A 26,420-nucleotide genomic window follows, 5' to 3' on the forward strand; every position below is an offset into this window, starting at 1 on the left:
TCTGCGGCCTCCAGCCCACGCTTACCGCATTTATGCCATCATGCTATGCATCGGCATTGCATGGTGGAGAGTCGGGTGAACGCTTTTGTTGGCGACAGATGGAAAGGCTTCGTGGAAGCCGTTGTTAAATCCGGCCGCTGTGGATCGGCAGGTGAAGTCGTGCATGAGGGCCTCCGTCTTGTCGAGGAACCGGAGGTTAATCTAATAGCGCTGCGCGAAACGCTGAATGCTTCGATCGCCGCAGGTGGCGAATATGATGCTGTCGATGTGCGGAGTTATCTGGCCGGTGTGTCGGAAGAATTGAGCCGCAGCGGACACTGAGTGCGTCGCCTCGTCTATCTGACGTCAGCCAGAAACGATCTGGCGGGTATTTCTGCGTCACATTGCTGCTGAAAGCGGGGATCTCGCAACCCCCAAAGCTTTGTCGAAAAGCAAATCGCCCGATGTGAGCATCTTGCCGATCTGCCCGGAACGCTCGCGACCTATCGACCCGAATTGCGGCCTGGTATCTGGTCTCTTCCTCATCAAGATTAGGTGATCTTCTTCCGGTGCGGTGAGGTCAGTTTGGAAAAATCGTGGATATTCTGAATGGCCGCCTGGACATCGAGCGTCACTTTGAGGGTCATTAGAGATCGCGGTGAATGCGTTCGTACGCGCCCGAACTTTTGATCATCGGACAATGGGGATGAGGGACCATGCCTCTAATTCCGGCCGTAGGACCAGGGATCGATGAGCGGGACGCCGGTTGCCTTGAAGTCGATCTCATTGCGCGTCACTACGGTCATCCCGTGGACGAGAGCTGTAGCGGCAATAAGCGCGTCGCGCTCCGATTTGCGATCAGGAACATGCAGACGGGCGCAGCGCCGGGCGACGGCGAGATCAACAGGCAATATGCGATCCTCGAAACGCACCAGGATGTCGTTGTTAAGCCAGTCCCGATAAAGCTCCGCCTGCATCTTGTCGTGCCGCTCCTTCATCAATATACCCTGTTCAATCTCGAGGATGGTGATGACGGACAGATAGAATTCCTCGGCGTCCACTGACGCAGCCCAATCAAGAATCTGTTGTGGCGCCTTGTCGATCCTGCGGAAGATCGAAACAACGTTCGTATCAAGCAGGTGCATCAGTCCAGTTCCACCGGCTTCGTGATCCCGCCGAGCTTGCGAAACTCGAAGCCATCGTCCAGCGGTGCAGGATTGCTGGGAGTGAGAGATTCAAGCAAACTCATCTTCTTCCCGCCGCGCAGCTTGCGATACTCGTCGATCGACATGAGCACATGGGCCGGTTTCCCCCGATCGGTAATGATGACGGGGCCGTTGATCGTCGCCTTTTTGGCGCGTCCAATATCCTGATTGAAATCGCGCGCAGAAATGGTGGTGATCGTCATTTGAGCAGTCTCCATTGTTCCTACTTTGCTACATTGGCAAACGCTTCGCAAGGAGAATGTTTCTACGTTGCTACAAATCAGGGGCGCCACATCCGAAACCTGATGCTTATGGACCTCTTCGGGGCCACCAAAAATAGCTGAAGAACGGTCGGTGTGATCCATCAATGCCGTTTGTCGAACGACCGAAATTTTTGTACCTCCACAACCAATTGACTGCTGATGCAAAAACAGCCCCGACGATGCGGGGCTGCCTTTAACATTGCAGGTCTTTATGGCGCCCGGCGATCAGCCTTTGGCTGGGGTCGCGTCCGCCTTGGGCTTGGCATCCCCGTTCACCGCCGGGGCCGCGGCCTTGGCGGGCTTCTTTGCGGCCGCCGCAGGCTTTGCAGCCTTCGGGGCAGCAGCCGGCTTGGCCTTGGGCGCGGCCTTCGCCTTGGGAGCAGCGGCCTTCACTTCCGGCTTGGCGGCAGCTTCCGCCTTTGCAGCAGGCTTTTCGTCCTTGGGGCCGGCGATCGACAGGCGCTTGCGTGCATCACTCTTTGCCGGAGCGGCCTTGGCCTCTGCGGAAGGCGCCACCTTCGCAGCGGCGGGCGCCTTGGGCGCGGTCGTAGCGGCGGCTGCAGGAGCAGCGGCCTTGGCCGGCTTCGCCTTGGCGTCACCATTTACCGCCTTCTTGGCGGGAGCGGGCTTGGGCGCTGCCTTGGCCGGGGCTTTCGCCTTTGCCGGAGCGGGCGCGCTCGGCGCGGCAGCGGCCGGCTTCACTTCGACAGCGGGGGCGGCCGGGGCAGCCGGAGCGACGGGCTTGCGGCCAAGGCCGATCTTCGAGGCAACCGCGCGGCGCGCGTCCGAATAGCTGGCCGCGACCAGCGGATAGCTCTTGGGCAGATTGTAGCGGGCGCGATATTCCTCGGGGCTGAGGCCATGTGCGGCGAGGTGCCGCTTCAAGGTCTTGTAGGGCTTGCCGTCGATCAGGCTCAGAATGTGATCGGGCGAAGACAGGCTCTTACGCACCGAGACGGCCGGCGTGTAAGTTGGGGCTTCGGGTTCGGCCGGCGCCGGATTGAGTTCATTGGTGAGCGCGGCGCGCGTCGACTGGATCAGGCCGGCCAGATCATCGCTCGCCACACTATTGTTGGAAACGAAGGCGCTCACCAACTGAACAGTGAGGGCGGTGATGTCGGTAGGATTGTTGTCGGCCATGATCGCGGACCCGTCTTGGAGGGATGTTCTGCGCCTCATGCGCGCAATCTTGGCAAATGTAAATCACCAATCGCGTCGTCCAAGACGAGACGAGTGAATGACTTCACCTCCCTCATGGTTCCATGGGTGCCTATCCTTTAAACTTTGATGAATCAGATCAAAGTCATGCGAGGATCATGTCCATCAACATTGAGCCTATTCGTCGGTTGTCCGCGTCGCGAGGGGTGACCGGCAAGACTGGCGCGATTTGCCGCATGCGGGGCAGGGTGACGGCCTTTGCCGCGCGGTACACATCGTCGTCAAAACCCATCGCCTCGACGATCAGTTGCCGTATTTCACCGGTTTCTCGCGAGCGCGCCTCGATCATGAAATCGGGCCTGCATGCTCCGAAGTCCGTCAGTCGATCGAAGACCGGCTTTTCGATGGCGAGGTCTATATTCATGCCGTGGAGACGATGCTGGGCTTCCAATATCTGCCGCAAGACCAGTCGTTCGAACTCGCTATCCACCGGAACAAAGCGCTGCCCCGAATAGATGGGCTGCGCATAAGCGCGCAGCGGCGCAAAGCCTCGGGACTCTGGATATTCGCCGACAACGACCAGGACGAGATAGGGACCCTTGATGACATTGGTCCGCACCGATGGCGACTGTACCCGGTTGGCGACCAGCACCGGATCGCAGCCTGGCACTTCGATGCTGCTGCCCTGGTACCCAGGCGCGAACAGGGTGAGGAAAGCCTGGGGTGCATGACCGCGCGGCCATTTCTCGGACAATCTTCGCAGCGAGGCATAGACCTGTTTGCTGTGAAGCGGCTGAGCGTGAGACCAGAGCGCTCTCGCCAATTCCATGCCGGGCGCGATCTCGATCTTGGCGGCGGCCTGTCCCAAGGCTTTGAACTCGTCCTTGATCGACAAGGGACCGCTTCTGTGACTGATGGGCGGGCAGTTGTTCAATCCAGCAGCGTCGATCAACCGCCAGAGCAGGCGCGCGAGACGGGGGATCGATGCGTTGCGGGTGCGGTCATCGGTCAGATCCTCGCCCGGCTTTTGCGCGAGATTTTCGGGGGCGGGGCGCAAGACCTCGAAAAAGCCCGCCGGCGGCTCTGTCGGATTGAGAGGGCTGCGCACCTCGGTGATGCGGTTGGTCGCCTGATCGCGGAAGAAGGGACAGTCGGTCCGATGATCGGGACGCTTTGCGGCGGTGAGACGGCGCAGATAATAGGTTTCCGCTTCGCTGAGGTAAGCCGGCGTCAATATTGGCGGCGCCTCTCCCTCCTCCAGGCAATCACAGGCAATCCACTTCTCGCCAATACGTGCCTGCTGGACGAGGAGAATGCCCGCTTCCTCATCATGAAGATCGCCCTCGCCTTCATACCAGCGGACCAACGCCTCACGCACTGGTGGTGGAAGGGGAATGCGCCGGGTCTGAAGGCCATCGCTATGGCGATCGATCAACCACATGAGGACCTCGCGCGTGGCATCGAGGGGAGGGGTGTTCTCCAATGCCCCGGATTGACAGCCGCCATGGCGCTGATCTCCACTGGGGCTTCAACAGTCAGGAGAATATCATGCGCAAGGCGTTTCTGCTCGCTGGGATGATGTGCGTGGGGACGGATGCAGCAGATGCCGCGCCTCCCAGGACCGCGCGGATCGTGCAGATGATCATAATGGGGGGCGGTCCATCCGCCGATCGGAGCAATAGACCGGCTCCGACAGTCGGCTCCGTAGTTCAACAGTTCGGGGACCAGCCCGTCGCTTTCGGCGATAGCCCCAACCGCCCTTCGGTCGAAAGCGAGATGGCGAACAGTTTCGCCGAGCAGGGGCCAACATCGGAGGATAGCTGGACCGACCTCGGTTCCGGTGATCCCGGCAGTGCCGCGCTGCCCACGGACGCTATCACCATTCCGTCCTGGATGACCGGCGTTCCTCTCGATCCATCGTCGGTTCCCCGCTGGGCACCGGCTTGCCTGCCCATCGCTTACCGCCCAACGGGCTTTTTGAAGGCGGACGCGGAAAGCCGGCGCCAGGGCTATTACGGCTTGATGAGCCAGATCGCCTGCGAGTTCGGCATCCCGGTCGGCCTGTTCGACGCCATGATCATCCAGGAGAGCCATTATCGCCATCATGTCTTCTCCTCCAAAAATGCCTATGGATTGACCCAGCTCATGCCCGACACTGCCGCGGAACTGGGGGTCGATCGCTTTGCGGTCGACCAGAATTTGCGCGGCGGTGCGCGCTATCTGCGCCAGCAGCTCGACCGTTTCGGCCAGGTCCATCTGGCGCTCGCCGCCTATAATGCGGGACCTGGTCGGATACAGAAGGCGACGATCCCGCGCATCCGCGAGACCCGCCTCTATGTCGACGACATATTGCGCAACTGGTCACGGCTGAGCGGTGTTGCGGTACCGAACCGGCGGCTGGGAACGGCGCCGATACCAGGCGATGGGTGGGACAAAAGCCCATACCGCATCGTGCGGCTCTCGACATTTCAGGAACGGGTCAGAACCGCAGATCGGTAAGCGCATTGCGCCGTTCAACGACCCGGTTGATCTCATGCGCCATGCGTTTGGCGACCGCGTTGGAGAAGGGCTCCGACCATCCACGGCGCAGCTCCGTGCCGTCGGCGCCTTCGATCTGCGTCATGGCGTCGAGCAGTTTGCGGGGGAGATCGAGGTAGAATTCCGCGAGCAGGGGCAAGAGCCGTTTCAGCCGGCTGTCGCCATATAATCCGATGTGGATCAAAGCCTCGCCCTTGAGCCAGGCCTGCAGGATATGGATGTCGAGGGCCTCGAGCAGCATCGCAAGCTCGGGCACGGTGATCGGCGGCCGCTTGGCCACATTGCGGTGCAAAACGGCGCCGAGGCGACTTTTGCCGATGCCGGTCGCGTCGGCGAGATCGCGGACGCTCAGGCGCTTGTGCGCCATATCTTCGAGAATGACGGCAAGAAAGCCCGCCTGCACATCCGCGCGCCTGTCGCTGGACCTGGAACCGGATTTGCTGGGGTCATCACCATCAGATTGCCACACCATTTCTATCTCCCTGTTGGTTGCTCGTTCCTTTCCCCCCGGATTTGCACATAGTTGGGCCGAGAAATGGGCTGCCCGACCCATTGCCTCTCGTCCCCAACGGAAAGCTGTTCGCCGCGAAATCAGCGAACCAACAGGCTTTCCGCAGTGCAAGATGCGATCTTGAGGATTCCATATTCAATCAATTTTCATCCGATTGCTGGAACCAGGTCGAAGGAGCGAACTGGAGTATCCTGTTCTGCCGATCGAGCGACACAGTTTCGGATCGGTTTACCTAAAGTGAGATGGCGTTCTGACATCCTGATGCCGCCAGATAGGTGCTATTTCGAAATCAGCGGATCAACGAAGACTGTCACGAATCGGTTTCAATCCAATATTCACCTGTCCGCAATCACGGACAGCAATCCGCCAGATCGGACAGTTGCCCGCGAGCGCGGACAGATTTGCGCAATTTTCTGTCGGCACTAACCGCATTTCTCCTTTAATTTATGGTTTGAGGACATTTTCGCCGCTTGCCGCTTGGTGAAGAGGCCTGAACCCACCCAGCCTTTCTCTGGAGCACGGATGATCCGCGCTCGGAATATAAGGAACCTCTCATGCAGTCTGTTCTGAAACAGGCAGGGCGCGTGGAACTGGTGGCGCTTGGGTTCGCCATCCTGGCCTTCGCTCTGCTGCTCATGGTTGGACCCGCTTTAGCTGGCGCCGACAACACCTTTAATACGGCCGAAAGCACCTTCACCGGATTCCTCGAAGGCTCGGGCGGCCGGATCATCACCATCCTCTCGCTGGTCGGCGGCGTGGTGGGCCTCGCCTCGGGCCGCTTCTCGCTGGGACAAATCGCCATCCCCGTGGGCGTTGGCGTGGGCGCGGGCACCGGCGTTCCCATCGTCACCTCCACCGTCACCGCGACGATCTGAAGCTTTCTGTGGCCCAAGGGCTTTGAGCCACCGGGCCGACAAGAGGGTGGTGTATGGCACAGGACAAATATGTGGTCCCGGCTCATCTGGATGATCCTGAATTGATAGGGCTCTGGACGCTGGACGAGTTCCTGGCGATGGTCATTCCCTTCGCCTGGGGTATCCTGTCTCAGCATATTCTCATTGGCATAGCGCTTGCGGGCGCGGGCTGGTGGGGAATGCGGAAAGCAAAGGCAGGACGCGCGGGCTCATGGCTTTTGCACCTGGCCTATTGGCATCTTCCGGCCGGCTTCACCGGCCTGAAAGCCACGCCACCTTCCTATCTCCGACTCATGGCAGGCTGATATGGACCTCTCCTACCAACATTCGCATCACCAGCGGGTCATAAAGCAGCGCAACCTGCTGTTCGCCGCGACCGGCGCGCTGGGCGCGCTCAGCGCCTTGCTGCTGCTCTTCACCCTCTCGCGCGACCGCGAAGTGGTGTTGCAGCCGGTGCTGCGCTCGCCGCTCACCGTGTCGAGTGCGGGCGTCAGCCGGGATTATCTCGAAATGATCACCCGCGATGTCGCGCTGCTGACCCTCGATCGCAACCCGCAAAATCTCGAATATTGGATGGAGAGCGTTCTCGCCATCAGTTCGCCGCGCGCGCAGGGACGGCTCAAGGCCGATCTCCTGAAGATCGTCGAGGAACAGCGCGGCTCGTCCATCGCCCAATTTTTCACCATCCAGTCGATGACCATCGATCCTGATCGGCTGACCTCGGAGGTGACGGGTGAACTCCACACCCTGGTCGGCAGCAAGCTCGTCTCCAAGCAGCTGCGCACCTTCCGCTACCGTTGGGAATATGCGGGCCTCACCCTGAGGCTGATCGGCTTTGGCATGGTCGAGGAAGAGAAGGGGAAGAAGCCATGATGTTCGTCCCTGTCGCCCCAGTCATCGCCCCAATCATCGCTCCAGCCACCGCTATAGCCATCTCCAGCGCTGTTGGCGGCACCGCATTTATCGCCCGTCCGCTCTGCCTCACCAGCCGCTTGATCGGCGTGGGTCTGCTCGGGGTCGCGCTGCTGCTGAGCGCACCGGCCTTTGCGGACCAGAATATCGTCGCGGCGGACAGCGCGCAGGTCGATTGCCAAGCGTCCGCCAAGGATCTGACCCGCATCAGTCTCGTCGAGGATGAATTTGCCAGCGTGTCCAAAATCGCGTCCGGCAATGCTGCCGAGGATTTCGCGGTCGTCAACGAGCCGGTGCGCGGCGACATCTATCTCTCGGTGCCTGACGGCTTTGCAAGACCAACGCTCTCCTTCTTCGGCACCAGCAAGCGCGGCTATGTCTATAAATTCGTCTGCCGCATCGGCGGCGACCAGGCGGCTCAAATCTTTGTCTCCAATCCCGCGATCGCAGCTGAGAACGGGGCGGGGCAAAAGGCAAGTCCCCAGGAAGCGGCCGTCGAACTTATGCAGGCCATGTACGCCAATGGTACGCCACCTGGCTATGAAATGCGCCAGCGCTCGCTGCGCGCCGTGCAGGTGGGCGATCTCAAGGTCCAGATGATCGCGGAATATCGCGGATCGGACCTGACGGGCAAGGTGCTGCGCATCGAGAATAAGGGCGCGAAACCCGTCGACCTCAACGAGGCGACCGTCGCGCCCGGCAACACGCTCGCCGTCTCGATCGCTCAGGCCAGGCTCGCGCCCGGCAAGGTCACGACGGCCTATCTCATCTCGCAAAATGGGAGGCCCTGATGGCTTTGGCGGATCTCTTCGCGCGCAGGCGCACGGTGCAGGACATCATAGAGGCGCAAGAGGGGGAGGTATCTCCCGTCAGCCCGGACCTCGCGGGCAATGAGGTGGTGCGCCGCAAGCAGCGGTTGCTCCTCGCCGGCGCCGCGGCCATTGGCCTTGTCGCCTCCTCCTTCTGGATCTTCAGCGGGGACAGGAAAAAGCCCGATGTCGAGACCGGCAGCGGCGAGGAAGTCGATGTGTCGACCAAGGATCTCGTCAATCGCAACCTCTCCCAGCAGGAGTGGATGGCGATGTCGGAAAACCAGTTCCAGGCCCAGGAAAATCAGCTGAAGGCCGTCGGCGGCCAGCAGCAGCGCATGGATCAGCTCGCCGCACAGGTCGAAGCATTGAAAGCCCAGAACCAGGAAATGCAGGCCGACGGCCAGCGGGTGCTCACCGCCTATCAGGCGGAGAATGACCAGTTGAAGCGCCAGATCGCCGAGCGGCGCCCGGTCCAGGCGCCCACCCCTGGCCCATCCGCGCTCTACGGACCCAATGGCCCGCAAAGCTATCAGCGCCCCGACGCGGCGAACGCGTCGGCGGCGCAGCGCGCGATGGAGGTGGCCGGGCGCGGCAATGAGGTCAAGATGGTGAGCTTCACCAGCGCCGACACCGGCACGGCGTCCAAGGTCGCCAGGGGCAGCACCGTCTATGCCGACAGCCCCAATTATCTACCCCCCAACAGCTTCGCGCGCGCGCGGGTGGTCGTGGGGGTCGATGCAAGCGCGGGTGTGAACAGCCAGACCGATCCGCTCCCGGTGGTGCTGCGCATCACCGGACCCGCCCGCTCGGTCTTCGCCAATGGCAAGCTCCTCACCACCCGGATCGAGGGCTGTCTCGTCAATGGCGCGGCGCGCGGTGATCTCTCCAGCGAAAAGGTCTATGTGAAACTCCAGAAGATGACCTGCCCGCAGCCGGGCGGCCGCTATGCGGTCTCGGAGGTAAAGGGGTTCATCGCCTTTGGCGGCAAGACCGGCGTGCGCGGGCGTGTGGTGTCGCGCGAAGGATCGCTGGTGACCCAGGCCTTCATGGCGGGGCTGGTCGGCGGCTTTGGCCGGGGCTTTTCGGCGAACGCCAACAGCATGTTCCAGGGCACCAATATCTCGACCAACGGCAAGCGCGACAAGCTTTCGACCGGGGATATCCTCGAAGGGGGGCTTGGCGAAGGCGTCGCCCAGACCGGCGACATGGTCTCCAAATATCTGATCGAGCGCGCCGAGCAATATCAGCCGGTAATCGAGATGCCGACCGGCATCGATGTGGAAATCGTCTTTTTGGAGGGTGTCTATGTCCGCAATTGAACCCCTGCGTCGCCTGGGAGCGGCCGTCCGCTCCTATCGTTTCATTCCTCTGGGGCTGGCCAGCCTTGGCCTTGCGAGCCTCAGCCTCGCGGCCGATGTGCCCGCGGTGGACCAGGCGGTGCGCGACGCGCTGAAAGCCAGGCTGCCCAAGACGGCCGTCAACGCGATCGATTGTACGAAGGTGCGGGGCCTGTGCGAAATCACCGCCGGCACCAATCTCTTCTATGTCGATCCCGGGGCGCGCTATCTCATCATCGGCCGTATCTACGACATGCAGACCCGCCAGGATCTGACCGCGGCGCGCCTGCTGGAAATGAACCCGGACATGTTGGTCGGTGCAGCGGCGTCCGCCAATGCGGCGGCCAATGTCACGGGACAGGACGCGCAGCGGGCGGTCGCGGCGGCTACGACCGGCAACGCCCAGGCCGACCAGCTGCCCGCCGCGCCAGGCCCACGCACACTCTCGCTGGATGGGCTCGGCAAGGAGGGCGCGATCGTCTGGGGCAACCCGCAGGGGCCGAGCGTCACCGTTTTCACGGATTTTCGCTGCGGCTATTGCCGCGCGCTGTCCAATGTCCTGCGCCAGATGAACGTCAGGGTGATCGAGCGGCCGATCTCGGTGCTCGGCAGCCGCGATCTTGCCGATCGCGTCTATTGCGCGAAGGATCGCGAGCAGGCGCTCCACGCCGCCTATGCCGGAGAGCCGATGCGCGGCGGCGCGACTTGCGACACGACGGGTCTCGACGCCAACGAGGCCTTTGCCCGGAGCCATGGCCTCAACGGCACGCCGGTCATTGTCCGCAGCGATGGCGCGGTGCTCGAAGGCTATCGCCCCCGCGACTTTCTCGAACGCTGGCTCAAGGAGGTTCGGTCGTGAGCCGGGCGGCCATGGCGTGGCGGAGTGGTCGCCCGATCACCGCACTCCTCAGCCTCGGCTTGCTCAGCGGATGCGCGGGCCTCGGTGGCAACATCAAGGGCAGTTTTGCCTGCGCGGCGCCCGATGGGATCTGCGCCCCCAGCGCGGTGATCGACGATCGGGCGCTGGCGATGATCACGGCTGATCCCTCGGCCGATGCGATGCCGGCCGGACCGTACCTTGAGCAGCGCGGCAAGCCATCGTCGGCCCATAGCGCCGCGGTCCAGTCCCCCGGCACGCTGGTCACCGCGGGCGCCACGCGGACGGGCGAGCGGGTGATGCGGGTCGTCTTCCCTGCCTACATCGATGAGCGTGGGCGGCTGCATGAGGCGAGCGCGGTGCATGCCGTCGTCGCGCAGGGGGAATGGCAGAGCGCGCGAGCGTCAAGCGAACCAGCACCGACCCGCAACGCGCTGGCCGCCGCGCCCAATATGCCGAACCTTTCCGAGGCGGTCGACCGTGCGGACACGCCGTTGGCCGTCGATCCCACGCTGCTCACGCCGGCTGCGGTTGAAGCCGCGCGCGCGCGCAAGGCCGATCCGGTCGGCGCCATCAAGTCGGATGTGGCGCGCCGCCTCGCCGCTTCGCGGCGCGACGGGACCATGCCGCCCTCCGTGCCGACCGCTGGCGCCGAGGTGCCCGGTTCGCCACCGCCCGTGCCACCGGCGGCGAGGGGCTCCGCGCCGCCAGCAAAGCCGGTTCAGCCCACGGTGCGCGCAGCCGCCTTTCCCGCTGCTGTCGCGGAGGAGGAATGATGGCAAAGCCCAATTTCATGAACCGGCTGATGGCGGGCCTGCTGGGGGACAGTAGGGGGCCTGACGCCGATCGGCCCGATCTTGGCGTCCCGATGCTCGCCCACTGGCTTCCCTATCGCAGCTATGACGCAAAAAGCGGCATCTTCTATAACAGCGCCTCGCGCGGCTTCGTGCTGGAGGTCGCGCCGATGGTGGGCGCCGACGAACGCAGCGGCGAGATTCTGGCCCAGTTCCTGTCCGAGGCAATCCCGACGCCGGGCTGTCTGCAATTTCACCAATGGATGAGCCCGCGCGTCGGCGAGCTCCTCTCCAAATGGTATGTGCCCCGCTATCAGGCGCACGGCATTTACGAGCGCATGGCGAGGCACCGGGTCGAGCATATGACCCAGGGTGTTTGGACGTCGCTTTCGGCCGACGCGCCCTTTTGCCTGCGCCATCACCGCGTCGCCATCTCCTATTCCACCCCGGAATCCTCCCGCGTCTCCAATGACGAGATTACAGGCGTCATGGACGGCCTCATCTCCGCGCTAGCCTCGATCAATGTGTCGGCCCGCAAGATGGACCCGCCCGCGCTCATCGCCTGGATCGACGATATCACCTCGCCCACGACCGCACCCGGGGACGATGCCGTCAGCTATAATGCCTTCGACAGCATTGCCGACCAGGCGATCCGGCGCGATATCGAGATGCGCGTCGAGGCCGATCGCATCTTGTTGCGGACCGAACGCTTCCGTCCGACCGGGCGGGAGATCGACGGCACGCCCGAGATTGGCGAGATTTACCCCGACGTCTTCGATATACGCTCCTTCTCGGTGCGCAACCTGCCGCAGCGCTGGGCGCCCTGGGATGTCGGGCGGCTGATCGGCGACATGTTCACCGACAAGCTGCGCATGCCCTGTCCGGTGGCCACCAATCTCTGCATCGATTTTCCCGATGTGGAGGCGGCGACCAGCAAGGCGGGCTTTAAATATATGCGCACCACCAGCCTTGCCGACAGCAAGTCGGCCCGCTTCCTGCCGCAATTGAAGGAGCAGAGCCAGGAATGGGCGCATGTCAATGAGGCGATGAAGCAGGGGAGGAAGCTTGTCCGCCTCTTCTACTCGGTGACCACCTTCTCGCCCAAGGGCAAGGGCGACAGCAATGAGCGAGTGCTGAAATCCGTCTACCGCGCGGCGGGCTGGGATCTGCTCGACGACCGCTACCTCCAGGTCATGGGGCTGCTCTGCGCCATGCCCATGACGATGGCGAACGGCCTTTCGAGGGACCTGGAGCGCATGAAGCGGATGCGCACCATGCTCACCACGACTGCCGCCAACCTCGCGCCGATCCAGGGCGAATATCTGGGCGGACCGATCCCGCACATGCTGCTGGTCGGCCGGCGGGGACAGCCTTTCTTCTGGAGCCCGTTCGAAAATGGCGCGGGCAATCATAATGTCGCGGTGTTCGGCAAATCGGGATCGGGCAAGTCGGTCGCGCTCCAGGAATTGTGCGCCTCGCTCTGCGGCGCCGGCGCGCGGGTGGTGGTGATCGATGACGGGCGCTCGTTCGAACATTCGGCCAAGCTCCAGGGCGGCGCCTTTGTCGAATTCACCATGGCGTCAGGCTTCTGCCTCAACCCTTTCAGCATGATCGATGCGGAGTTGGCGGCGCATGATCAGGACTACCGGCTCGATTGCCTGGCGATGCTCAAGGCCATCGTCAATCAGATGGCGCGGCATATCGATGTGCTGAACGACACTGAGCGCGGCCTCATCGACGGCGCCGTCAATGACGTGTGGGAAGAGAAAGGGCGCGGCGGTGCAATCGATGATGTGATCGCCGCGCTCGACCGGACCGGCAACGACATGGCGATCGCGCTTGGCATTGCGATGCGCCCTTTCTCGTCGCGCGGCACGTTCGGGAGCTTTTTCGTGGGCGAGGTGTCGTTCGAACTTTCGGCCAACCTCACGGTTTTCGAGCTCTCCGACCTTTCCTCGCGCGAAGAGCTGCGCAGCGTGGTGCTGACCGCGATCATGTTCATGGCGCAGCAGATGATGCGCAAGCTTGACCGGTCCATTCCCAAGGCGCTGTTGCTCGATGAAGCCTGGCAGATTCTGCGGGGCGGGGCGATGGCCGACTTTATCGAGACCTATGCGCGCACTTGCCGCAAATATGGTGCGTCGCTGGTGACCGCGACCCAGTCTCTCAACGACTATTATAAGTCGGCAGGCTCGATCGCGGCACTGGAGAATAGTGACTGGTTCGTGATCCTCCAGCACAAGCCGGAAACCATTGCCGACTTCAAGAAGCATGATCGCTTCGAGATGGACGACTATACCGACGCGCTTCTTCGATCTCTGAAACGCAATGGATTTGAATATTCCGACATCATGATCAAGGGCCCCGAGACATTGGCGGTCGGGCGTCTGGTCCTCGATCCCTATTCGGCGACCCTCTTCTCATCGAGCCCCAAAACCTTCGCGGCGATCGAACAGATGGTCGCGCAGGGGATGCCGATGAGCCAGGCGATCGAGCGGATCGCCTTTCCCGACCAGCCCGACAAATGGTCGACCGATCCCCAAAATGTTCCGATGGCAGCGGAGTAGGCCCGATGCAGATACGGCCCATTGTGTTTGACAGCGCCACCGTGAGGCAGCGGCGACGTCGGCGTCGCGACTGGGCGACGATCGCCTATGCGACCCTTCATCTGACCGGCTTTGCCGCAGGCATCCTGCTGATGAGCTGGGGAGTCTTCATCCTCTTCTTTCTCACGATCGGCGGCTTCTCGATCGACGGGCTGATGCACCAGCTCGGCAATCTGACCGCCCGCTATCTGGTCGCGGACCCGCTCCGGGCGGCCCGGTTCCAGCATCAACTCCTCGCGGTCCACGCTCTCATCACCCTCACCATCCTCTTCCTCCGGCGGCACCGCCTTCTCCGCGTCACGCCAGGACTAAGGAGCGCGCGCCATGGCTGAGCAGCAGGAACTCGATCTCCCCACGCCCCATTCCGCGTCCATTCCCACTATGCCCGGTCGCACCAGCTTCTTTGGCGGCTTCACCCGCGGCCAATTGGTTGCCGGCGCCGCCATTGTCGCGGGCCTGATCTGGGGCATGTGGGTCACAAAGACGCTCGTGGCTCCTGTCCGGGACCGCATGGTCTCGGCCCGGCTGTCGGCGATCGTCGGCGACTATGTGCAGGCGCAGGCCCATTCCGCGTCACCGCCCCCGCAGGTCGAAGCCGAGATGCGCCGCTTCATGGCCTCGCTTGACCGGGAATTGCAGCGTCGCGCGCAAAAGGGCGAAATCGTCCTGGTCGGTGAGGCGGTGCTCTCGAAAAACGTGCCCGACATCACCGAGAGCATCAGACAAGCGGTCTATGCCTCGGGGATTGTCCGGCCCAAACAGGCTAGTGCCCAGGACATGCTCGCGCTCCAGCGGCAGGCGATGCCGCCATCGCCTGCGGCACCTATGGCGACGCCTGATGCGGCGATCGATCCGATGGCCATGGCCGCGCCCCAGGCTGCGGAGGCGGCGCGGCCCTTTGCCGGTGCGCCGACGCCTGGCGTGCCGGGCGGCTATCCGGGCGCGTCCGTTTCGACCTTTGGAGGATCCGATGGCGCAGGCGGTCGGTAATGCCCTGGCGCCGCGATGGCGCCCGCGCAAGCGGCTCTGGCTGTTGCTGGGCATGGGGCTTGCGGGGTGGGCGGTCTATGGCGCGCTGCGGGAATGGCGCAATGCCCATGCCTTCCTCATCAACCGGACGGACTCGCTGCCCAACTGGGCCTTCCTGATCCACCGCACCAAGAAACCGGCGAGGGGGGATTATATCTTCTTTACCGCGCCCACCAATGCGCTCGTGACGCGGCACTTTGGCGCTTCGCCGCCGATGTTCGGCAAGCTGGTCTATGGTATGCCCGGCGATGTCGTCAGCCATCAGGGTGCGGTCGTGCGCGTCAATGGACGCCCGGTTGCGCGGATGAAGGCGCGGACGCGGTGGGGCGAGGTCCTGACGCCCGGTCCAACGGGTGTGATCCCCCAGGACTGCTATTATGTCGGCACGCCGCACAAGGACGGGTTCGACAGCCGCTACGCGGAGATTGGCCTTGTCTGCGTCCGTCAGATCATCGGTACCGGGGAGCCGGTGCTATGAGGCGGCTGGTGATGGGCACCATCGGGATGGTTGCGCTGGGCGGAATGCTGCTGGTCGGCGGCTCCATGCGTGGCGAGGCGAAGGATTATGGCCAGGCCGGGCAAAGCTTCCCGGTGATCGAACCTGATCTGCTCGCGACCATCGAAGCGCGGCTGAAAGGCCGGCAAGCGAGTGGGGAGATGGCGCGCATGAACGCGGCCTTCGCCCAAAGGGTGGAAGCCAAGGTCCGCCGGCCCGATCCCGTCGTGGGTATCACACCGGCTCGGGAGGCGCGCAGCTGGCAGTTCGATCCGACCGTCACGCTCGAGCAGGATATTCGCGATTCCCAAGGCAGGCTTATCGCGGCCGCCGGGCAGCGCATCAATCCGCTCGATTTCGTGCGCCTCAGCCAGGATCTGGTGTTCATCGATGGCGATGATCCCGCGCAGATGGCCTGGGCGACCGGGCGCTACAGCGATGCCAGGGCCAAGATCATCCTCGTCAGCGGTTCGCCGATCGAGGAGATGACCAACCGCAAGCGCCGCTTCTATTTCGACCAGGAAGGGCGGCTCACCGGAAAATTCGGCATCCAGCATGTCCCGGCCGTGGTGAGCCCAGCGGGCAAGGTGATGCAGGTGAGCGAGCTGGTCCTCAAGCCGGGGAGGGCGGGCTGATGCCGCTCTGGCTCGATCTTCTGCGAACGCCCATGGCGGCGCCGGAAACGCGCTTCCTTAAAATCATGCGCCGCGCCTGGATGGCGCTGTGCCTCGTCCTTGCCGCTACGATCGCGCTGTTTGGCCCGATCCGGTCGCTGATCGGCCCCAGCGCGCCGCGACTGGTCGCCGGCCTCCTGCTGCTGACTGCCGTCCAGACCCTCGTCTATTTCCGCGTCAAAGGCCGTGCCGACAATGCCTATCTGATGACAGCAGGAGAGCGCGAATGATGCGCGCGGTCCCATCCCTGACATTGGGCCTTGTCTGCGCAGCCCTCGCTTTCGCGCTCGCTGCGTCGCCCGCGAAAGCGGGTTCCGCCTGCCATGGCAAGTTCGTCAACCCAATCACGGACGTCTGCTGGTCCTGCCTCTTCCCTCTGTCGGTCGGCGGCCTCAAGATCTGGCCCGGCAACCGACCCGACCCCAGCAATCCGGCCTCGCCCATCTGCGCCTGCACCGATCCGCTCCCGCGCATCGGCATCTCGGTCGGCTTCTGGGAACCCGCGCGCCTTGCCGACGTCACGATGAAGCCCTGGTGCTTTCCCAATCTTGGCGGCATCCGGGTCGCACCCGGCTTCGATATCGGCCAGGGCTATATGGCCGGCCCCTCGATGGTCGGCGGCCGCTCGCAAAGCACCGCGAAATGGCATGTCCACTGGTATGTCTATCCGCTCCTCTACTGGATGGAGCTGCTGACCGATTTCGTCTGCTTCGAGCAGGCGAGCTTCGACATTGCCTATATGACCGAGGTCGATCCCCTCTGGCAGGATGATGCGCTCTCCGGCCTCATCAACCCGGAAGCCATCGTTTTTGCCAATCCGATCGCCCAGGCCGCCTGCGCGGCTGATTGCGTCGCCGGCACGGCCGGCCTGCCGCTCGACCCGCTCTTCTGGTGCGCGGGGTGTCAGGGCTCCATGTATCCGATGAACGGGAACATCCCCTCGTCCATCGGCCATGTGCAGTCCTCGCGGCTCGCGCTCTCGCGCTTTGCGTATAAGATGCACCGGCAGGGCCTGGCCTGGGGCACCATGGGGTCCAAGGGCCTGTGCAGCAAATATCTGATGCCGATCATGAGGAAGCAGCAATATCGCTTCCAGATGGTGAACCCGATCCCGACCGTGTCGGGGCGCTTTGCCTGTTCCGCCATCGGCGCCTCGACCTTCCCGCCGGACGCCGGCCGTGCCTATCCCGCAGCCGGAGAGGATATGGGCTATCTGGTATGGCGCAAACGCAATTGTTGCGTTTTTTAAAGGGAGGGGACTCATGCGTATCTCCACCTTTGGGCTTGCCCTCTTCTCCGCCACCGCCGGACTCTCCGCGCTGCTCGCCCAGAGCGTTGAAGGGATCGACGTCCAGGCCGTCAAAAGGCGCGCGGCCGACATGCAGGCCGAAGCGGAGGCCTTTGTCGATGAGGTGAAGGGCAGGGGCGACGCTTTTCGCGCGGATGCGCTTGCCGCGCACCAGGCCGGCACCGAGAATATGAAACGGGTCGCGGCCAGCGATCTGCCGACGGGACCTGGTGGCCCGATCGATTTCGATGCGATTGTCGACGGGGCGGCGCAGAATCTGACTGCAAAGAGCGGCGAGGCGCCGCAGTTCATCGCCTTTGCCAGCCTTTCCATGCCGCCCGCTGCCCTCAAACAGATGATCCGCGATACGGCCGAGGCGGGCGGCATCGTCGTGTTCCGGGGTTTCCCCGGCAACAGCATGAAGGCGTTTGCGACCCGGCTCGGGCAACTGGTCGATGAGCGGGACTTTGCCCATATCGGCATTGATCCTCGTCTCTTCCGCGCCTTTGATGTGCAGGCGGTACCGACCTATGTGGCGGTCTCGTCGGACTTTGACCTCTGCGCGGGCTTTGACTGCCAAACCCGCGTGCCGCCCCATGACCGCATGACCGGCAATGTGACGGTCCGCTATGCGCTCGACAGCTTTGCCGACGGCGGGGGGCCGGGTGCGCGCGTCGCGGCGGTCGCCCGTTCCAATATTGATCGGCGGCGTCCCTGATGCGGCGGCTCGCGATCCTTGTGGCGATGGTCCTGGCAGGCGCGGCGATTCCGACGCCGGCGCAGATGACCAGTGAACAAGCGCGCGAGGAAGGGAAGGCGCTGGGGTCCGCCATGCGCAGCGACGGCAATTGGGTGCCCAAGAACGACGCGCAGGCCGCGATCGTACCCGGCTATCAGGGGACCGATATCCCGCAAGCCCAATATTATGACGATCCTGACCGACTGGCGAGCGACGGCAATGCGATGAAAGGCGCGAACGAGGCCTACAGGATCGCCACCGACGCCAACAAGACGCGCCCGACTTTCTCGAACGACGAGATCAAGGCGGTCACCGCCACAGCGGCCGGAATCGAGAATGATCCCACCGCGCATCTGGGTGGCGTGTCGATCAGCGGCGGGAGCGGCGAGTGCCAGCCACTCCCTTCCGATCCCTCGCAGATTTTCTATGACGCGACCTGCGACACGGGCGTGGTCGTGCATTCGGTGCCGTCCGAAACCGTCTATAGCTGCCCGCCTGGATGGACGCTGGGCGGCACCAGCTGCTCGATGACCGAGCTGATCCCGGCGACTGTCAGCTATAGCTGCGATGCAGGCTATACACTCAATGGCTCGCAATGTGCGCAGACGGTGGGAGCCAATGTCAGCGCCTATAACTGTCCTGCCGGATGGACGCTGAACGGGAGCCGGTGCAGCCGAACGCTCACGCAGGGTGCCGAACAGACCGGCCTCTCTTGTCCCAATGGCTATAGTCTCGCCGGCGCCGTCTGCCAGATGACCGTGACCACGGGTGCCACGCCGGTCTATTCATGCCCCGGCGATTATACGCTGGCGGGCACAAGCTGCGTGCGCAATTTCAGCTACGCGGCAACGGCGACCAGCTCGTGTGAGCCGGGCTGGACGCTCAGCGGCTCGACCTGCACGCGCGAACTGTCGCAGCCCGCGACGCAAAGTTATGCCTGCCCGCCCGGCTACAGTCTGGAGAATGGCACATGCTCCCAGGGCGCCAATTACCAGGCGACGGCAACCTATAGCTGCCCCAGCGGCGGCACGGTCCAGGGCGACAAATGCGTCACCACCAACACGACATCGGCCATGCCCGCTTATGCCTGCCCCTATTATTATTACAATGACGGGAGCATGTTTGGTGGTGGCGGTCCCTATTGCGTCATGCGCAAGGCCGAGTTCGCGGGCGGAAAATGCGCGCCCACCGGCACCAAACCCGACAGCATTCTATTCCTGCGCGAACAAAAATCTTCCGGGAGCACCTTCTGCCTCTACAAGCCCCTGACGACCTATACCTGCCCCAGCGCCGAATGGAATTTCGATCCCACCTATAATCAGTGCGTGTCGAACGTCGTCCAGAATGGCGTCGTGACCTATACCTGTCCGCAGGGCGGCGACCTTCAGGGCACGACCTGCTATCGGACCAATGTGACCGGCGCGACCGTCACCTATGTCTGCCCTGCGGACTACAGCCTGTCCGGGCAAACATGCGTCAAATCCGAGTATAAGCCCGCCAATGTCCAATATAGCTGTCCCAGCGGTGGGTCGCTCTCGGGGACAAGCTGCCAGGTGAACGAGGAGATCGCGGCGTCCGTCAGCTACAGCTGCCCGGCAGGTTATGATCTCGTTGGCGGCATTTGCTCGCGAACCGACACGGCCCCAGCGACACCGGTCTATGCCTGTCCTGCAGGCTATTCGCTCGGTGGCACGACCTGCACGAAAGAGGAGGAGGCAGCGGCCACGCCGATCTACGCATGCCCGATGGGCTTTGTCCTGTCCGGTTCCCAATGTACCGCGACCGTCGCGGCGCAGCCCGTCTACTCTTGCCCTGCCGATTTCACGCTGTCGGGCCAGACATGCTCGCAGACCCATAGCCAGCCCGCCACCGCGCATCAGCAATGTCCGGAAGGGGCGAACAGCAATCCTGACGGCAGTTGCACCACCGAGGATCCGCAGAGCGATTGCGGCACGCTGGAGGCCAATCCGCAATGCAGCTGGAAATATGACAACTGCCTCGACGAAAATCCCTCGGGCGAGGGCTGCAAGATGATGGAGAAGGTCTATCGCTGCCCGGTGCCGGGCGGGACGGTGCAGCCGCCGCCGAAATATGTCTGTGGCGACGATGTCTATTGCATCAATGGCGATTGCGAGGCCATCCACCGGGAGGCTTCGAGCGAGTTCAAGGATGCCCTGACCGCGCTGCATGCGATCGATACGGCGGGCAAGGATTTTGATCCCGACGACATGCATGTGTTCCCGGGCACGCGGGACACGTGTCACAAGCCAATTTTCGGCGTGGTCAATTGCTGCGCCGGCAAGGTGTCAGGCATGCTGCCGCTCGGCATTGGTGGAGCCGCGCTCTCCGGCGCGATCAGCGGCAATGTCGCAGCGCTTGCCGGCGCCGCCACCCAGTTCCTCACCACATTCCTATGCTCGACCGAGGAGAAGATGCTCGACGTGAAGGACCGCATGGGCTTTTGCACCTTTGTCGGCAGCTATTGCTCTGGGAGCCTGCTCGGCGTCTGCACGACCAAGCGCAAGACCTATTGCTGCTTTGAGAGCAAGCTCTCGCGCATTCTCCAGGAGCAGGGAAGGCCCCAGATCAACAAGCCCTTCGGCAAGCCCAAGACCGAGCAATGCGAAGGCTTCACCGTCGATGAATTTGCGCACCTCGATCTTTCGGTGATGGATTTCACCGACGTCTATTCCGACTTCATGGATGCCGCGAAACTGCCCGACGAGGTGCAGACGGTCGCGGACATCCAGCAGAAAATACAGGGATATTATGAACTCCATGCCCAATGAGATGCTGGGACCGGCCGGTCCCTTTGGCTGGGATATGACGGCGTTTGAGCTCGCGGTCTTCATCTGCGTGTTCCGCAGCCCCTCGTCGATGCTGATCGACGAAATCCGGGCCGGGGTCAGCCGCTGGTTTGAAGGCCTGATCCCGCGCGAGATGATGGCCGAGACCGTCGGCCACATGATCGGGCGCGGATGGCTCATCAAGTCGGGCCACCGCTTCCGGGCCAGCATCGAGGGGCGTGACGCCGCACGGCCGCTCATGAACGGCATCATCCGCATGCTCGATCAGGGAACGCGTCTGCTCGACGTGGCGCTCATGATGTCGCTGCTTCAGCTCACCAAGGGAGAATTGGACAGCGCGCCCGGCGGCCATTGAGGCGCGGGCGGTCCCAAGCGAAAGGACAGGTTCTCATGCGGAAAGGTTGGACAATCTTGCATGCCCTGCTGGCTATGACGGTGCTGGCCGCGCCCGCGCGCGGTCAGGGCAGCGATGCGCGGGCTGCCGGCGTCGAGCAGCAGGAACAGGGCGATGATTTCTATTGCGGGGAGCGTAAGCTTGGGCAGTGGTTCTATTGCACCCGGCCCAAAGCTGCGGAGCGGCAGAAAGCGCAAACGCCGCCAATGAGCGCCAGCGAGCGCATGGCTGCTATCACCAGCCAGCTCAATGAACTCAAGTCGAGGGCGATCCTGGACCCCAGCGAAGAGAATGTGATCGCCTATGTCCGTTTCCAGCGCGAGCAGCTCGACCGGGCCTCAACCTTTTCCGACACCTGGCAGCGCGCGCTCTGGCAGAATCCGGATCTTGATTATACGCTCCAGCGCCCGGTCAGCACCGTGGGCAAGCGGGCGTGGCTCGACAATCGCAAGGCCGATCGCGACGCCGTGCTCGAAAGCCTCGGCCAGCGCTATGGGCTTTTCTATTTCTACGCGCAGAGCTGCGGCGCCTGCGAGATATTCGGGCCGATCCTGCGGTCGGTTGCCGACAGCCACGGCATGGCGGTGTTGGCCGTCTCCATGGATGGCGGTCCCAATCGCGACTTCCCCGATTATGTCGTCGATGCCGGGCAGCGCGCGCGCATGGGCGTGCCCGGCAGGGAGACGCCGGCGCTGGTCCTGTTCGACACGGCGACGAAACGGACGATCCCGGTCGGTTTCGGGATGCTGAGCGCCGACGAGATCATGGATCGCATTTTCATGCTCACCAACACCAGGGTCGGGAGTGACTATTGATGGCTGATCGTTCCCAACCTTCCCGGATGCGCCGCCTTCGCCATGGCGCGGCCTCGGCCGTCACGATGCTGGCGGCTGCGCATTTCGCGCTCGTCGGCGTCGCCGATGCCAATGTCGCCTCGGAAATGAACAGCTTTTTCAGCGAGGCGGGCGGCGCGGCCAATGTGACGGGTCCTTCCGCCTTCCAGGGCCAGTCCGCCGGCTATTATTCGCTTGGCAATGTCTGGACGCGCTTTCCGCAGAAGAGTGTTGCGCCCTTCAACCTGCAATTGCCGAGCGCCCGGGCGGGCTGCGGCGGGATAGACCTCTTTTCCGGTTCCTTCTCTTTCATTAATGCCTCCGAAATCGTCGCGATGCTCAAAGCCACGGCGAATAATGCGCTGGGCTTTGCCTTCAAGCTCGCGATCGATTCCATCTCGCCCGAGATCGGCAAGGTGATGGACGAGTTCAGCCAGAAAGCGCAGCTTTTGAACCAGATGAACATCTCCAGTTGCGAGACGGCGCAGGCGCTGGTCGGCGGCATCTGGCCGACCATGGACACGACGCGTGCCACCATCTGCGAAGCGGTCGGCAATAGCCAGGGGATCTTCTCCGACTGGGCCGCCTCGCGCCAGGGCTGCAACAATGGCGGCAGCCGCGACAGCACGATCGCCGGCAATAGCGACGCCGCCATGAAGGACCAGCTCGTCGGCCAGGACCATAATTACACCTGGGAGGCACTCCAGAAATCCGCTAAATTTGGCGCGTTCGACCAGGATTTTTCCGAATATATCATGACGCTGGTGGGAACGATCGTCACCCGCGCGCCCACGAGTTCCAACAGCGGCGGGAGCGTCATCCTTTATGGCCCGGCCGAGGAAGCCGTCGTGACCGCGATGCTCGATGGCACTGCGGACGCGCCGCCGGTCAAGGTCCTCAAATGCAATGACAGCAATTGCTATGATATCGGTCAGGTGACGCTCAGCATCGCGGCTTCAGCCGCCTTGCGGCCGCGCATCCGGGACATGATCAGCGACATGAGCGCGAAGGCCCGGACCAACGCCGCGCTGACGGCGGCGGAAAAGCAGCTTCTCAATCTTGCGACCATCCCGCTCTACAAGATCCTGACCGTCCAGGCCTTCGCCCATTATTCGTTGACGCAAGGGGAGATCGAGGCGCTCTCCGAGATCGTGGCGGTGGATATATTGAACGCGATGCTCGACAATATCCTCGACCGGGTCGAGCAGGCGAAGGTTCATTACCAGACCGCCGACCAGGCCACCGCCGAGCAATGGAAGGCGCAGATATCCGCCACGCGTCAGAAATTTGGCCAGCGGGAGGTCAAGCTCAGCAACAAGCTCCAGCTCACCTATCAGGTCATCAACCGCAGTGTGTTCCTGGAATCGACCCTGCAAAACAGCATGTCGCCGGGCATGGCGGCGGCCCTCAATTTCTCGCGCGGCCTTGGCGCGCAGGGCCTGAACTAGGGAAGGGCGCCGACCATGCTGGAGGTCTTCACAGTTGGCGGCGGCGAATATCTCGTCAATTGCTTCAACGCCGTGGCGGCCTGGTCGGGGGGCGGGGGTTACCGCTCGATGATCCGGGTGGTCATGGTGATGGGCCTTATCTACTCCCTGTTCGTCGTCGCCTTCACCCTCAATTACAAGGCGTTGCTGAACTGGTTCCTCCAGTCGACCCTCATCTATATGTGCCTGATGGTGCCGACGGTCGACATCAAGGTGACGGACCGGATCAATCCCAGCCTTGCGCCCGCGACGGTCGCCCATGTTCCGATGGGGCTTGGCATTCTTGCCAGCTTCACGACGCAGATCGGGGACTATCTGACGCGCACGGCCGAAACCGTGTTCGTATCCCCAAGCGAACTCAATTACAGCAGCAACGGCCTGGTCTATGGCGCCCGCCTGTTCGACGCCACCCGGAATTTTACCATCCGCGATGCGGAATTCTCCGCCAATCTCGACCAATATTTGAAGCAATGCGTGTTCGGAGACATTCTTCTCTACCAGAAATCACTGACGGACCTGGCGGACGCGAAAAACCTTTGGGCGGCGATGGCGTCGGACGCGGAATCCCGGTCGCAGGAATATCTGGAGCGATCCGGCGGGACGGTCACGCCCTATATCGTCACCTGCAAGCAGGCCTATGCGCTGCTCGATAGCCAATGGTCTTCGATGATCAACGCCAACGCCAAAATCTGGGGGCTGGAGCTTTACCCCAGGCTCAGCGATATGCTGGCTGAAGCGAAACTCCGCAATGACGTGCCGATCGTCAATCATGCCTTCACCGGGGCGAGCGACGGCTTTGTCGAGACGATGCGGCAGAACACGGCGATTAACGCCTTCATGCAGGCGCGCAGCAATATGAGCGGGAGCGCGATCGATGCGTTCGCGCAGGCCCGCGCCGACATCCAGGCGCGCAACACCTATAACAGCATCGCCCAGCAGGCGATGACCTGGGTGCCGATCCTCAATGTCGTGCTGACGGTCGTGTTCTTCGCGATGTTCCCGGTCATTTTTCCGCTCTTCCTGATGCCGCAGACCGGGGTCTCCGCGTTCAAGGGCTATGCGACGGGGTTCTTCTATCTCGCGGCCTGGGGACCGCTTTATGTGATCCTCCACATGATCTGCATGACGCGGGCAGAGGTGGCCGCGAGCGGTGTTGCCAAGGGCGGCATGTCGCTGGGAACCTATGCCGGAATCGGCGCCGTGAATGCCGAGACCGCGACGATTGCCGGGTTCATGCTGATGAGCGTGCCGTTCCTCGCGGCGGGGCTCGCGAAAGGCGCGATGTCGATCGCCGGGCAGTCCATGTCGATGCTGGCACCCGCGCAGAACGCGGCCGAGGCCGCGGCGCTGGAGCAGACCACCGGCAATTATGCCTTTGGCAATGTCAGCTGGGCGAACCAGACTTCGAACATGCGCCAAAGCGGGCAGTGGAGCATGGCGCCCAGCTACCAGGATGGCAGTCCCTCCTTTGGTTGGCGGCACGATAATGGGGCGTCGGTCTCCAGCTTCGGCAATGGCGGCGAGGTGATCGACATGCATCAGGCCATTTCCCGGCTTGATGTCGAGCCTCGCGCGAACACGGGATTTGTGTCTGAGCTGCGTGAGCAAGCGAGTGTTGCTGAACGGCAGGCAAAGGCATTTGAGGCGGCCGCGTCGGACATTCTTACCAGCACGCACACCAATCGTAGCGCATTCGGCACGTCCGCCGAGCGAAGTTCCGGTTGGGATAGCAGCCGGGGTCAGACGGCTGGAACGTCGATCGAGCGTTATGATCGCACGTCGGCATCGAGTTCGCAGGGTTTTGATGAGAAATCGTCGACTGGTCAGTCGCAAAGCGTGTCGAAGGGGCAGGAACGCTCTGCGAATATAATTGATAGCGTGGCGGGCAATGCCGGGTTGGCAGCGAGTGGACGAGGTGACGTCGGAAATGGAGGCCGCGGGTTCGGTACAGGCAACGTTGGAATTGGCGTTTCACGCACGGGCCAGCAGGAAGATCGGCTGCGATATGGCACTACGGATCAGCGTTCGTCCGATAGCAGCAATTCCTCATCCACTGGCTTCCGCGATGAGCATTCCAGCGGTGCGAATGCAAATGAGACCGATGGAACCTACGATAAGAGCGGTGTCTTTGAGCGGGCCACGGCGACCACTTCGTCGTCGCAGAGTACCGAAGATGCTCTTTCACGGGCCCAGTCCTATCAAGAGACGGCGCGAAAGCTTCATGAACTGTCGGAGCAACTGAGCCGCGACGCGAGTTATGCAGAAACTCACGGCATGCAGCTGAGCGCAAATCTCTCACAAGACCTGGCGGATTGGTATCGCGCGGAAACGGCCCGCAATCCTGGCATGGGTGCGCCGGAGCTGTGGGCGACGACCATGACAGACCAGCAACGGGATGCCAGAAGCGCGATGATCAATGCTTGGATGCAGCATAAGCGGGCCGAAATTGGTAGTGAAGTGCGGGGCCTGATCGACCGTCCGGATCTCGTTGATGTGCCGCACCGTTCAATTGGCGGCTATGATGAAGTTCGCTCGACTTATCATCCGCATGGCGTGGCGCCTCTGGCCAATTCGCCGGCTTTGGGCGATTCCGATGCCGCTGGGCGGATAATCGACGCGGGTAAACGCGTAATTGAGGAGGAGCGCAAAAGTGCTCTGACAAACCGCAATTCTGCCGTCCAGGGCTCCGTGGATGTTCAATCCGCAGTCAATGCGGGCAACGACAAAGGATTTTTTCGCGATCCCGATTTGCGAAAATAACCGTGCT

Annotated in this window: 26 protein-coding genes and 1 pseudogene; 22 read left to right on the forward strand and 5 right to left on the reverse strand. The window is 62.6% G+C overall.

The window, feature by feature from the left end; all coding sequences use genetic code 11:
* Positions 1-321 (forward strand): type II toxin-antitoxin system ParD family antitoxin (locus tag F7P65_RS18395; protein WP_240334384.1); only part of this gene is annotated, 321 nt, incomplete at its 5' end.
* 380 nt (positions 322-701) lie between these two features.
* Here the strand turns inward: F7P65_RS18395 and F7P65_RS18400 are convergent.
* From F7P65_RS18400 to F7P65_RS18415, 4 genes are all read right to left on the reverse strand, one after another.
* Positions 702-1,124, reverse strand: coding sequence for a type II toxin-antitoxin system VapC family toxin (locus F7P65_RS18400; RefSeq protein ID WP_150294354.1), 423 nt, complete (start codon positions 1,122-1,124; stop codon positions 702-704).
* Positions 1,124-1,387, reverse strand: coding sequence for a type II toxin-antitoxin system Phd/YefM family antitoxin (locus F7P65_RS18405; RefSeq protein WP_150294358.1), 264 nt, complete (start codon positions 1,385-1,387; stop codon positions 1,124-1,126). Before F7P65_RS18405 ends, F7P65_RS18400 begins: the two co-directional genes overlap by 1 nt.
* Before the next feature lie 285 nt (positions 1,388-1,672).
* A complete protein-coding gene (locus F7P65_RS18410) occupies positions 1,673-2,587 on the reverse strand; it encodes a Ros/MucR family transcriptional regulator (RefSeq protein ID WP_150294360.1) in 915 nt (304 codons plus the stop codon).
* Positions 2,588-2,750: 163 nt separating this feature from the next.
* Entirely contained in the window at positions 2,751-4,046 is a 1,296-nt protein-coding gene (locus F7P65_RS18415; protein ID WP_150294363.1) for a hypothetical protein, read from the reverse strand.
* 41 nt (positions 4,047-4,087) lie between these two features.
* Here F7P65_RS18415 and F7P65_RS22430 point away from each other — a divergent pair, with 41 nt between their 5' ends.
* A complete protein-coding gene (locus F7P65_RS22430; RefSeq protein WP_240334385.1) occupies positions 4,088-5,104 on the forward strand; it encodes a lytic transglycosylase domain-containing protein in 1,017 nt (338 codons plus the stop codon).
* Here the strand turns inward: F7P65_RS22430 and F7P65_RS18425 are convergent.
* Positions 5,085-5,696, reverse strand: a complete 612-nt coding sequence (locus F7P65_RS18425; RefSeq protein WP_150294364.1) for an XRE family transcriptional regulator — start codon at positions 5,694-5,696, stop codon at positions 5,085-5,087. The two genes, F7P65_RS22430 and F7P65_RS18425, sit on opposite strands and share 20 nt — an antisense overlap.
* A gap of 512 nt (positions 5,697-6,208) precedes the next feature.
* Between F7P65_RS18425 and F7P65_RS18430 the strand changes: the two genes are divergently transcribed.
* The 20 genes and pseudogenes from F7P65_RS18430 (at position 6,209) to F7P65_RS18525 (ending at position 26,413) form a co-directional block, all read left to right on the forward strand.
* Complete coding sequence (locus F7P65_RS18430) at positions 6,209-6,529, forward strand: hypothetical protein (protein ID WP_150294366.1); 321 nt, start codon at positions 6,209-6,211, stop codon at positions 6,527-6,529.
* Between the two features lie 53 nt (positions 6,530-6,582).
* A complete protein-coding gene (gene traL, locus F7P65_RS18435; protein ID WP_150294368.1) occupies positions 6,583-6,873 on the forward strand; it encodes a type IV conjugative transfer system protein TraL in 291 nt (96 codons plus the stop codon).
* A 1-nt stretch (position 6,874) separates the two neighbouring features.
* Positions 6,875-7,441 (forward strand): type IV conjugative transfer system protein TraE, encoded by a 567-nt coding sequence (locus F7P65_RS18440; RefSeq protein ID WP_150294370.1) that lies wholly within the window; start codon positions 6,875-6,877, stop codon positions 7,439-7,441.
* Positions 7,441-8,271: a type-F conjugative transfer system secretin TraK gene (locus tag F7P65_RS18445; protein WP_150294425.1), complete on the forward strand. Its 831-nt coding sequence runs from the start codon at positions 7,441-7,443 to the stop codon at positions 8,269-8,271. The genes F7P65_RS18440 and F7P65_RS18445 overlap by 1 nt, the downstream gene beginning before the upstream one ends.
* Positions 8,271-9,611, forward strand: coding sequence for a TraB/VirB10 family protein (locus F7P65_RS18450; RefSeq protein ID WP_150294372.1), 1,341 nt, complete (start codon positions 8,271-8,273; stop codon positions 9,609-9,611). The genes F7P65_RS18445 and F7P65_RS18450 overlap by 1 nt, the downstream gene beginning before the upstream one ends.
* A complete protein-coding gene (locus F7P65_RS18455) occupies positions 9,598-10,488 on the forward strand; it encodes a DsbC family protein (protein WP_150294374.1) in 891 nt (296 codons plus the stop codon). The genes F7P65_RS18450 and F7P65_RS18455 overlap by 14 nt, the downstream gene beginning before the upstream one ends.
* On the forward strand, positions 10,485-11,282 hold the full coding sequence (locus F7P65_RS18460; protein ID WP_240334386.1) for a TraV family lipoprotein: 798 nt from the start codon (positions 10,485-10,487) through the stop codon (positions 11,280-11,282). The genes F7P65_RS18455 and F7P65_RS18460 overlap by 4 nt, the downstream gene beginning before the upstream one ends.
* Entirely contained in the window at positions 11,279-13,867 is a 2,589-nt protein-coding gene (gene traC, locus F7P65_RS18465) for a type IV secretion system protein TraC (RefSeq protein ID WP_150294376.1), read from the forward strand. Before F7P65_RS18460 ends, traC begins: the two co-directional genes overlap by 4 nt.
* Before the next feature lie 5 nt (positions 13,868-13,872).
* Positions 13,873-14,238, forward strand: a complete 366-nt coding sequence (locus F7P65_RS18470) for a hypothetical protein (protein WP_150294379.1) — start codon at positions 13,873-13,875, stop codon at positions 14,236-14,238.
* Positions 14,231-14,896 carry a type-F conjugative transfer system protein TrbI gene (locus F7P65_RS18475; protein ID WP_150294381.1) on the forward strand — a complete coding sequence of 222 codons (666 nt, stop codon included), beginning with the start codon at positions 14,231-14,233 and terminating at the stop codon, positions 14,894-14,896. The genes F7P65_RS18470 and F7P65_RS18475 overlap by 8 nt, the downstream gene beginning before the upstream one ends.
* Complete coding sequence (locus F7P65_RS18480; protein WP_150294383.1) at positions 14,877-15,413, forward strand: S26 family signal peptidase; 537 nt, start codon at positions 14,877-14,879, stop codon at positions 15,411-15,413. The genes F7P65_RS18475 and F7P65_RS18480 overlap by 20 nt, the downstream gene beginning before the upstream one ends.
* Entirely contained in the window at positions 15,410-16,066 is a 657-nt protein-coding gene (gene traW, locus F7P65_RS18485; protein ID WP_150294385.1) for a type-F conjugative transfer system protein TraW, read from the forward strand. Before F7P65_RS18480 ends, traW begins: the two co-directional genes overlap by 4 nt.
* Entirely contained in the window at positions 16,066-16,335 is a 270-nt protein-coding gene (locus F7P65_RS18490) for a hypothetical protein (RefSeq protein ID WP_150294388.1), read from the forward strand. The genes traW and F7P65_RS18490 overlap by 1 nt, the downstream gene beginning before the upstream one ends.
* Entirely contained in the window at positions 16,332-17,354 is a 1,023-nt protein-coding gene (traU, locus tag F7P65_RS18495; RefSeq protein WP_150294390.1) for a conjugal transfer pilus assembly protein TraU, read from the forward strand. Before F7P65_RS18490 ends, traU begins: the two co-directional genes overlap by 4 nt.
* A 13-nt stretch (positions 17,355-17,367) precedes the next feature.
* The gene (trbC, locus tag F7P65_RS18500; protein WP_150294392.1) at positions 17,368-18,111 is read left to right on the forward strand and encodes a type-F conjugative transfer system pilin assembly protein TrbC; all 744 of its coding nucleotides are present in this window, start codon (positions 17,368-17,370) and stop codon (positions 18,109-18,111) included.
* A gap of 1,940 nt (positions 18,112-20,051) precedes the next feature.
* Positions 20,052-20,921: pseudogene (locus F7P65_RS22435) on the forward strand (conjugal transfer protein TraN); the annotation flags it as partial.
* Positions 20,911-21,294 carry a hypothetical protein gene (locus tag F7P65_RS18510; protein WP_240334387.1) on the forward strand — a complete coding sequence of 128 codons (384 nt, stop codon included), beginning with the start codon at positions 20,911-20,913 and terminating at the stop codon, positions 21,292-21,294. The pseudogene F7P65_RS22435 and the gene F7P65_RS18510, both read left to right, overlap by 11 nt.
* A 35-nt stretch (positions 21,295-21,329) precedes the next feature.
* Positions 21,330-22,148 carry a conjugal transfer protein TraF gene (locus F7P65_RS18515; RefSeq protein ID WP_420853324.1) on the forward strand — a complete coding sequence of 273 codons (819 nt, stop codon included), beginning with the start codon at positions 21,330-21,332 and terminating at the stop codon, positions 22,146-22,148.
* A 65-nt stretch (positions 22,149-22,213) separates the two neighbouring features.
* Positions 22,214-23,614, forward strand: coding sequence for a conjugal transfer protein TraH (locus F7P65_RS18520; protein WP_150294442.1), 1,401 nt, complete (start codon positions 22,214-22,216; stop codon positions 23,612-23,614).
* 15 nt (positions 23,615-23,629) lie between these two features.
* Positions 23,630-26,413: a conjugal transfer protein TraG N-terminal domain-containing protein gene (locus F7P65_RS18525; protein WP_150294394.1), complete on the forward strand. Its 2,784-nt coding sequence runs from the start codon at positions 23,630-23,632 to the stop codon at positions 26,411-26,413.
* The last annotated feature ends 7 nt before the right edge of the window (positions 26,414-26,420 follow it).

The organism is Sphingobium estronivorans (genome assembly GCF_008692605.1).
GTDB classification, from domain to species: Bacteria; Pseudomonadota; Alphaproteobacteria; order Sphingomonadales; family Sphingomonadaceae; genus Sphingobium; species Sphingobium estronivorans.

Coding starts and splice junctions, on each gene's coding strand:
- F7P65_RS18440 (WP_150294370.1), top strand. CDS start 6,875: ATGGACCTCTCCTACCAACATTCGCATCACCAGCGGGTCATAAAGCAG.
- F7P65_RS18415 (WP_150294363.1), bottom strand. CDS start 4,046: ATGTGGTTGATCGATCGCCATAGCGATGGCCTTCAGACCCGGCGCATT.
- F7P65_RS18450 (WP_150294372.1), top strand. CDS start 8,271: ATGGCTTTGGCGGATCTCTTCGCGCGCAGGCGCACGGTGCAGGACATC.
- F7P65_RS18430 (WP_150294366.1), top strand. CDS start 6,209: ATGCAGTCTGTTCTGAAACAGGCAGGGCGCGTGGAACTGGTGGCGCTT.
- traU (WP_150294390.1), top strand. CDS start 16,332: ATGATGCGCGCGGTCCCATCCCTGACATTGGGCCTTGTCTGCGCAGCC.
- trbC (WP_150294392.1), top strand. CDS start 17,368: ATGCGTATCTCCACCTTTGGGCTTGCCCTCTTCTCCGCCACCGCCGGA.
- F7P65_RS18475 (WP_150294381.1), top strand. CDS start 14,231: ATGGCTGAGCAGCAGGAACTCGATCTCCCCACGCCCCATTCCGCGTCC.
- F7P65_RS18445 (WP_150294425.1), top strand. CDS start 7,441: ATGTTCGTCCCTGTCGCCCCAGTCATCGCCCCAATCATCGCTCCAGCC.
- traL (WP_150294368.1), top strand. CDS start 6,583: ATGGCACAGGACAAATATGTGGTCCCGGCTCATCTGGATGATCCTGAA.
- F7P65_RS22430 (WP_240334385.1), top strand. CDS start 4,088: ATGCCCCGGATTGACAGCCGCCATGGCGCTGATCTCCACTGGGGCTTC.
- F7P65_RS18410 (WP_150294360.1), bottom strand. CDS start 2,587: ATGGCCGACAACAATCCTACCGACATCACCGCCCTCACTGTTCAGTTG.
- F7P65_RS18490 (WP_150294388.1), top strand. CDS start 16,066: ATGCCGCTCTGGCTCGATCTTCTGCGAACGCCCATGGCGGCGCCGGAA.
- F7P65_RS18455 (WP_150294374.1), top strand. CDS start 9,598: ATGTCCGCAATTGAACCCCTGCGTCGCCTGGGAGCGGCCGTCCGCTCC.
- F7P65_RS18515 (WP_420853324.1), top strand. CDS start 21,330: ATGCGGAAAGGTTGGACAATCTTGCATGCCCTGCTGGCTATGACGGTG.
- F7P65_RS18520 (WP_150294442.1), top strand. CDS start 22,214: ATGCTGGCGGCTGCGCATTTCGCGCTCGTCGGCGTCGCCGATGCCAAT.
- F7P65_RS18525 (WP_150294394.1), top strand. CDS start 23,630: ATGCTGGAGGTCTTCACAGTTGGCGGCGGCGAATATCTCGTCAATTGC.
- F7P65_RS18510 (WP_240334387.1), top strand. CDS start 20,911: ATGCCCAATGAGATGCTGGGACCGGCCGGTCCCTTTGGCTGGGATATG.
- F7P65_RS18405 (WP_150294358.1), bottom strand. CDS start 1,387: ATGACGATCACCACCATTTCTGCGCGCGATTTCAATCAGGATATTGGA.
- traW (WP_150294385.1), top strand. CDS start 15,410: ATGAGGCGGCTGGTGATGGGCACCATCGGGATGGTTGCGCTGGGCGGA.
- F7P65_RS18425 (WP_150294364.1), bottom strand. CDS start 5,696: ATGGGTCGGGCAGCCCATTTCTCGGCCCAACTATGTGCAAATCCGGGG.
- F7P65_RS18400 (WP_150294354.1), bottom strand. CDS start 1,124: ATGCACCTGCTTGATACGAACGTTGTTTCGATCTTCCGCAGGATCGAC.
- F7P65_RS18470 (WP_150294379.1), top strand. CDS start 13,873: ATGCAGATACGGCCCATTGTGTTTGACAGCGCCACCGTGAGGCAGCGG.
- F7P65_RS18480 (WP_150294383.1), top strand. CDS start 14,877: ATGGCGCAGGCGGTCGGTAATGCCCTGGCGCCGCGATGGCGCCCGCGC.
- traC (WP_150294376.1), top strand. CDS start 11,279: ATGATGGCAAAGCCCAATTTCATGAACCGGCTGATGGCGGGCCTGCTG.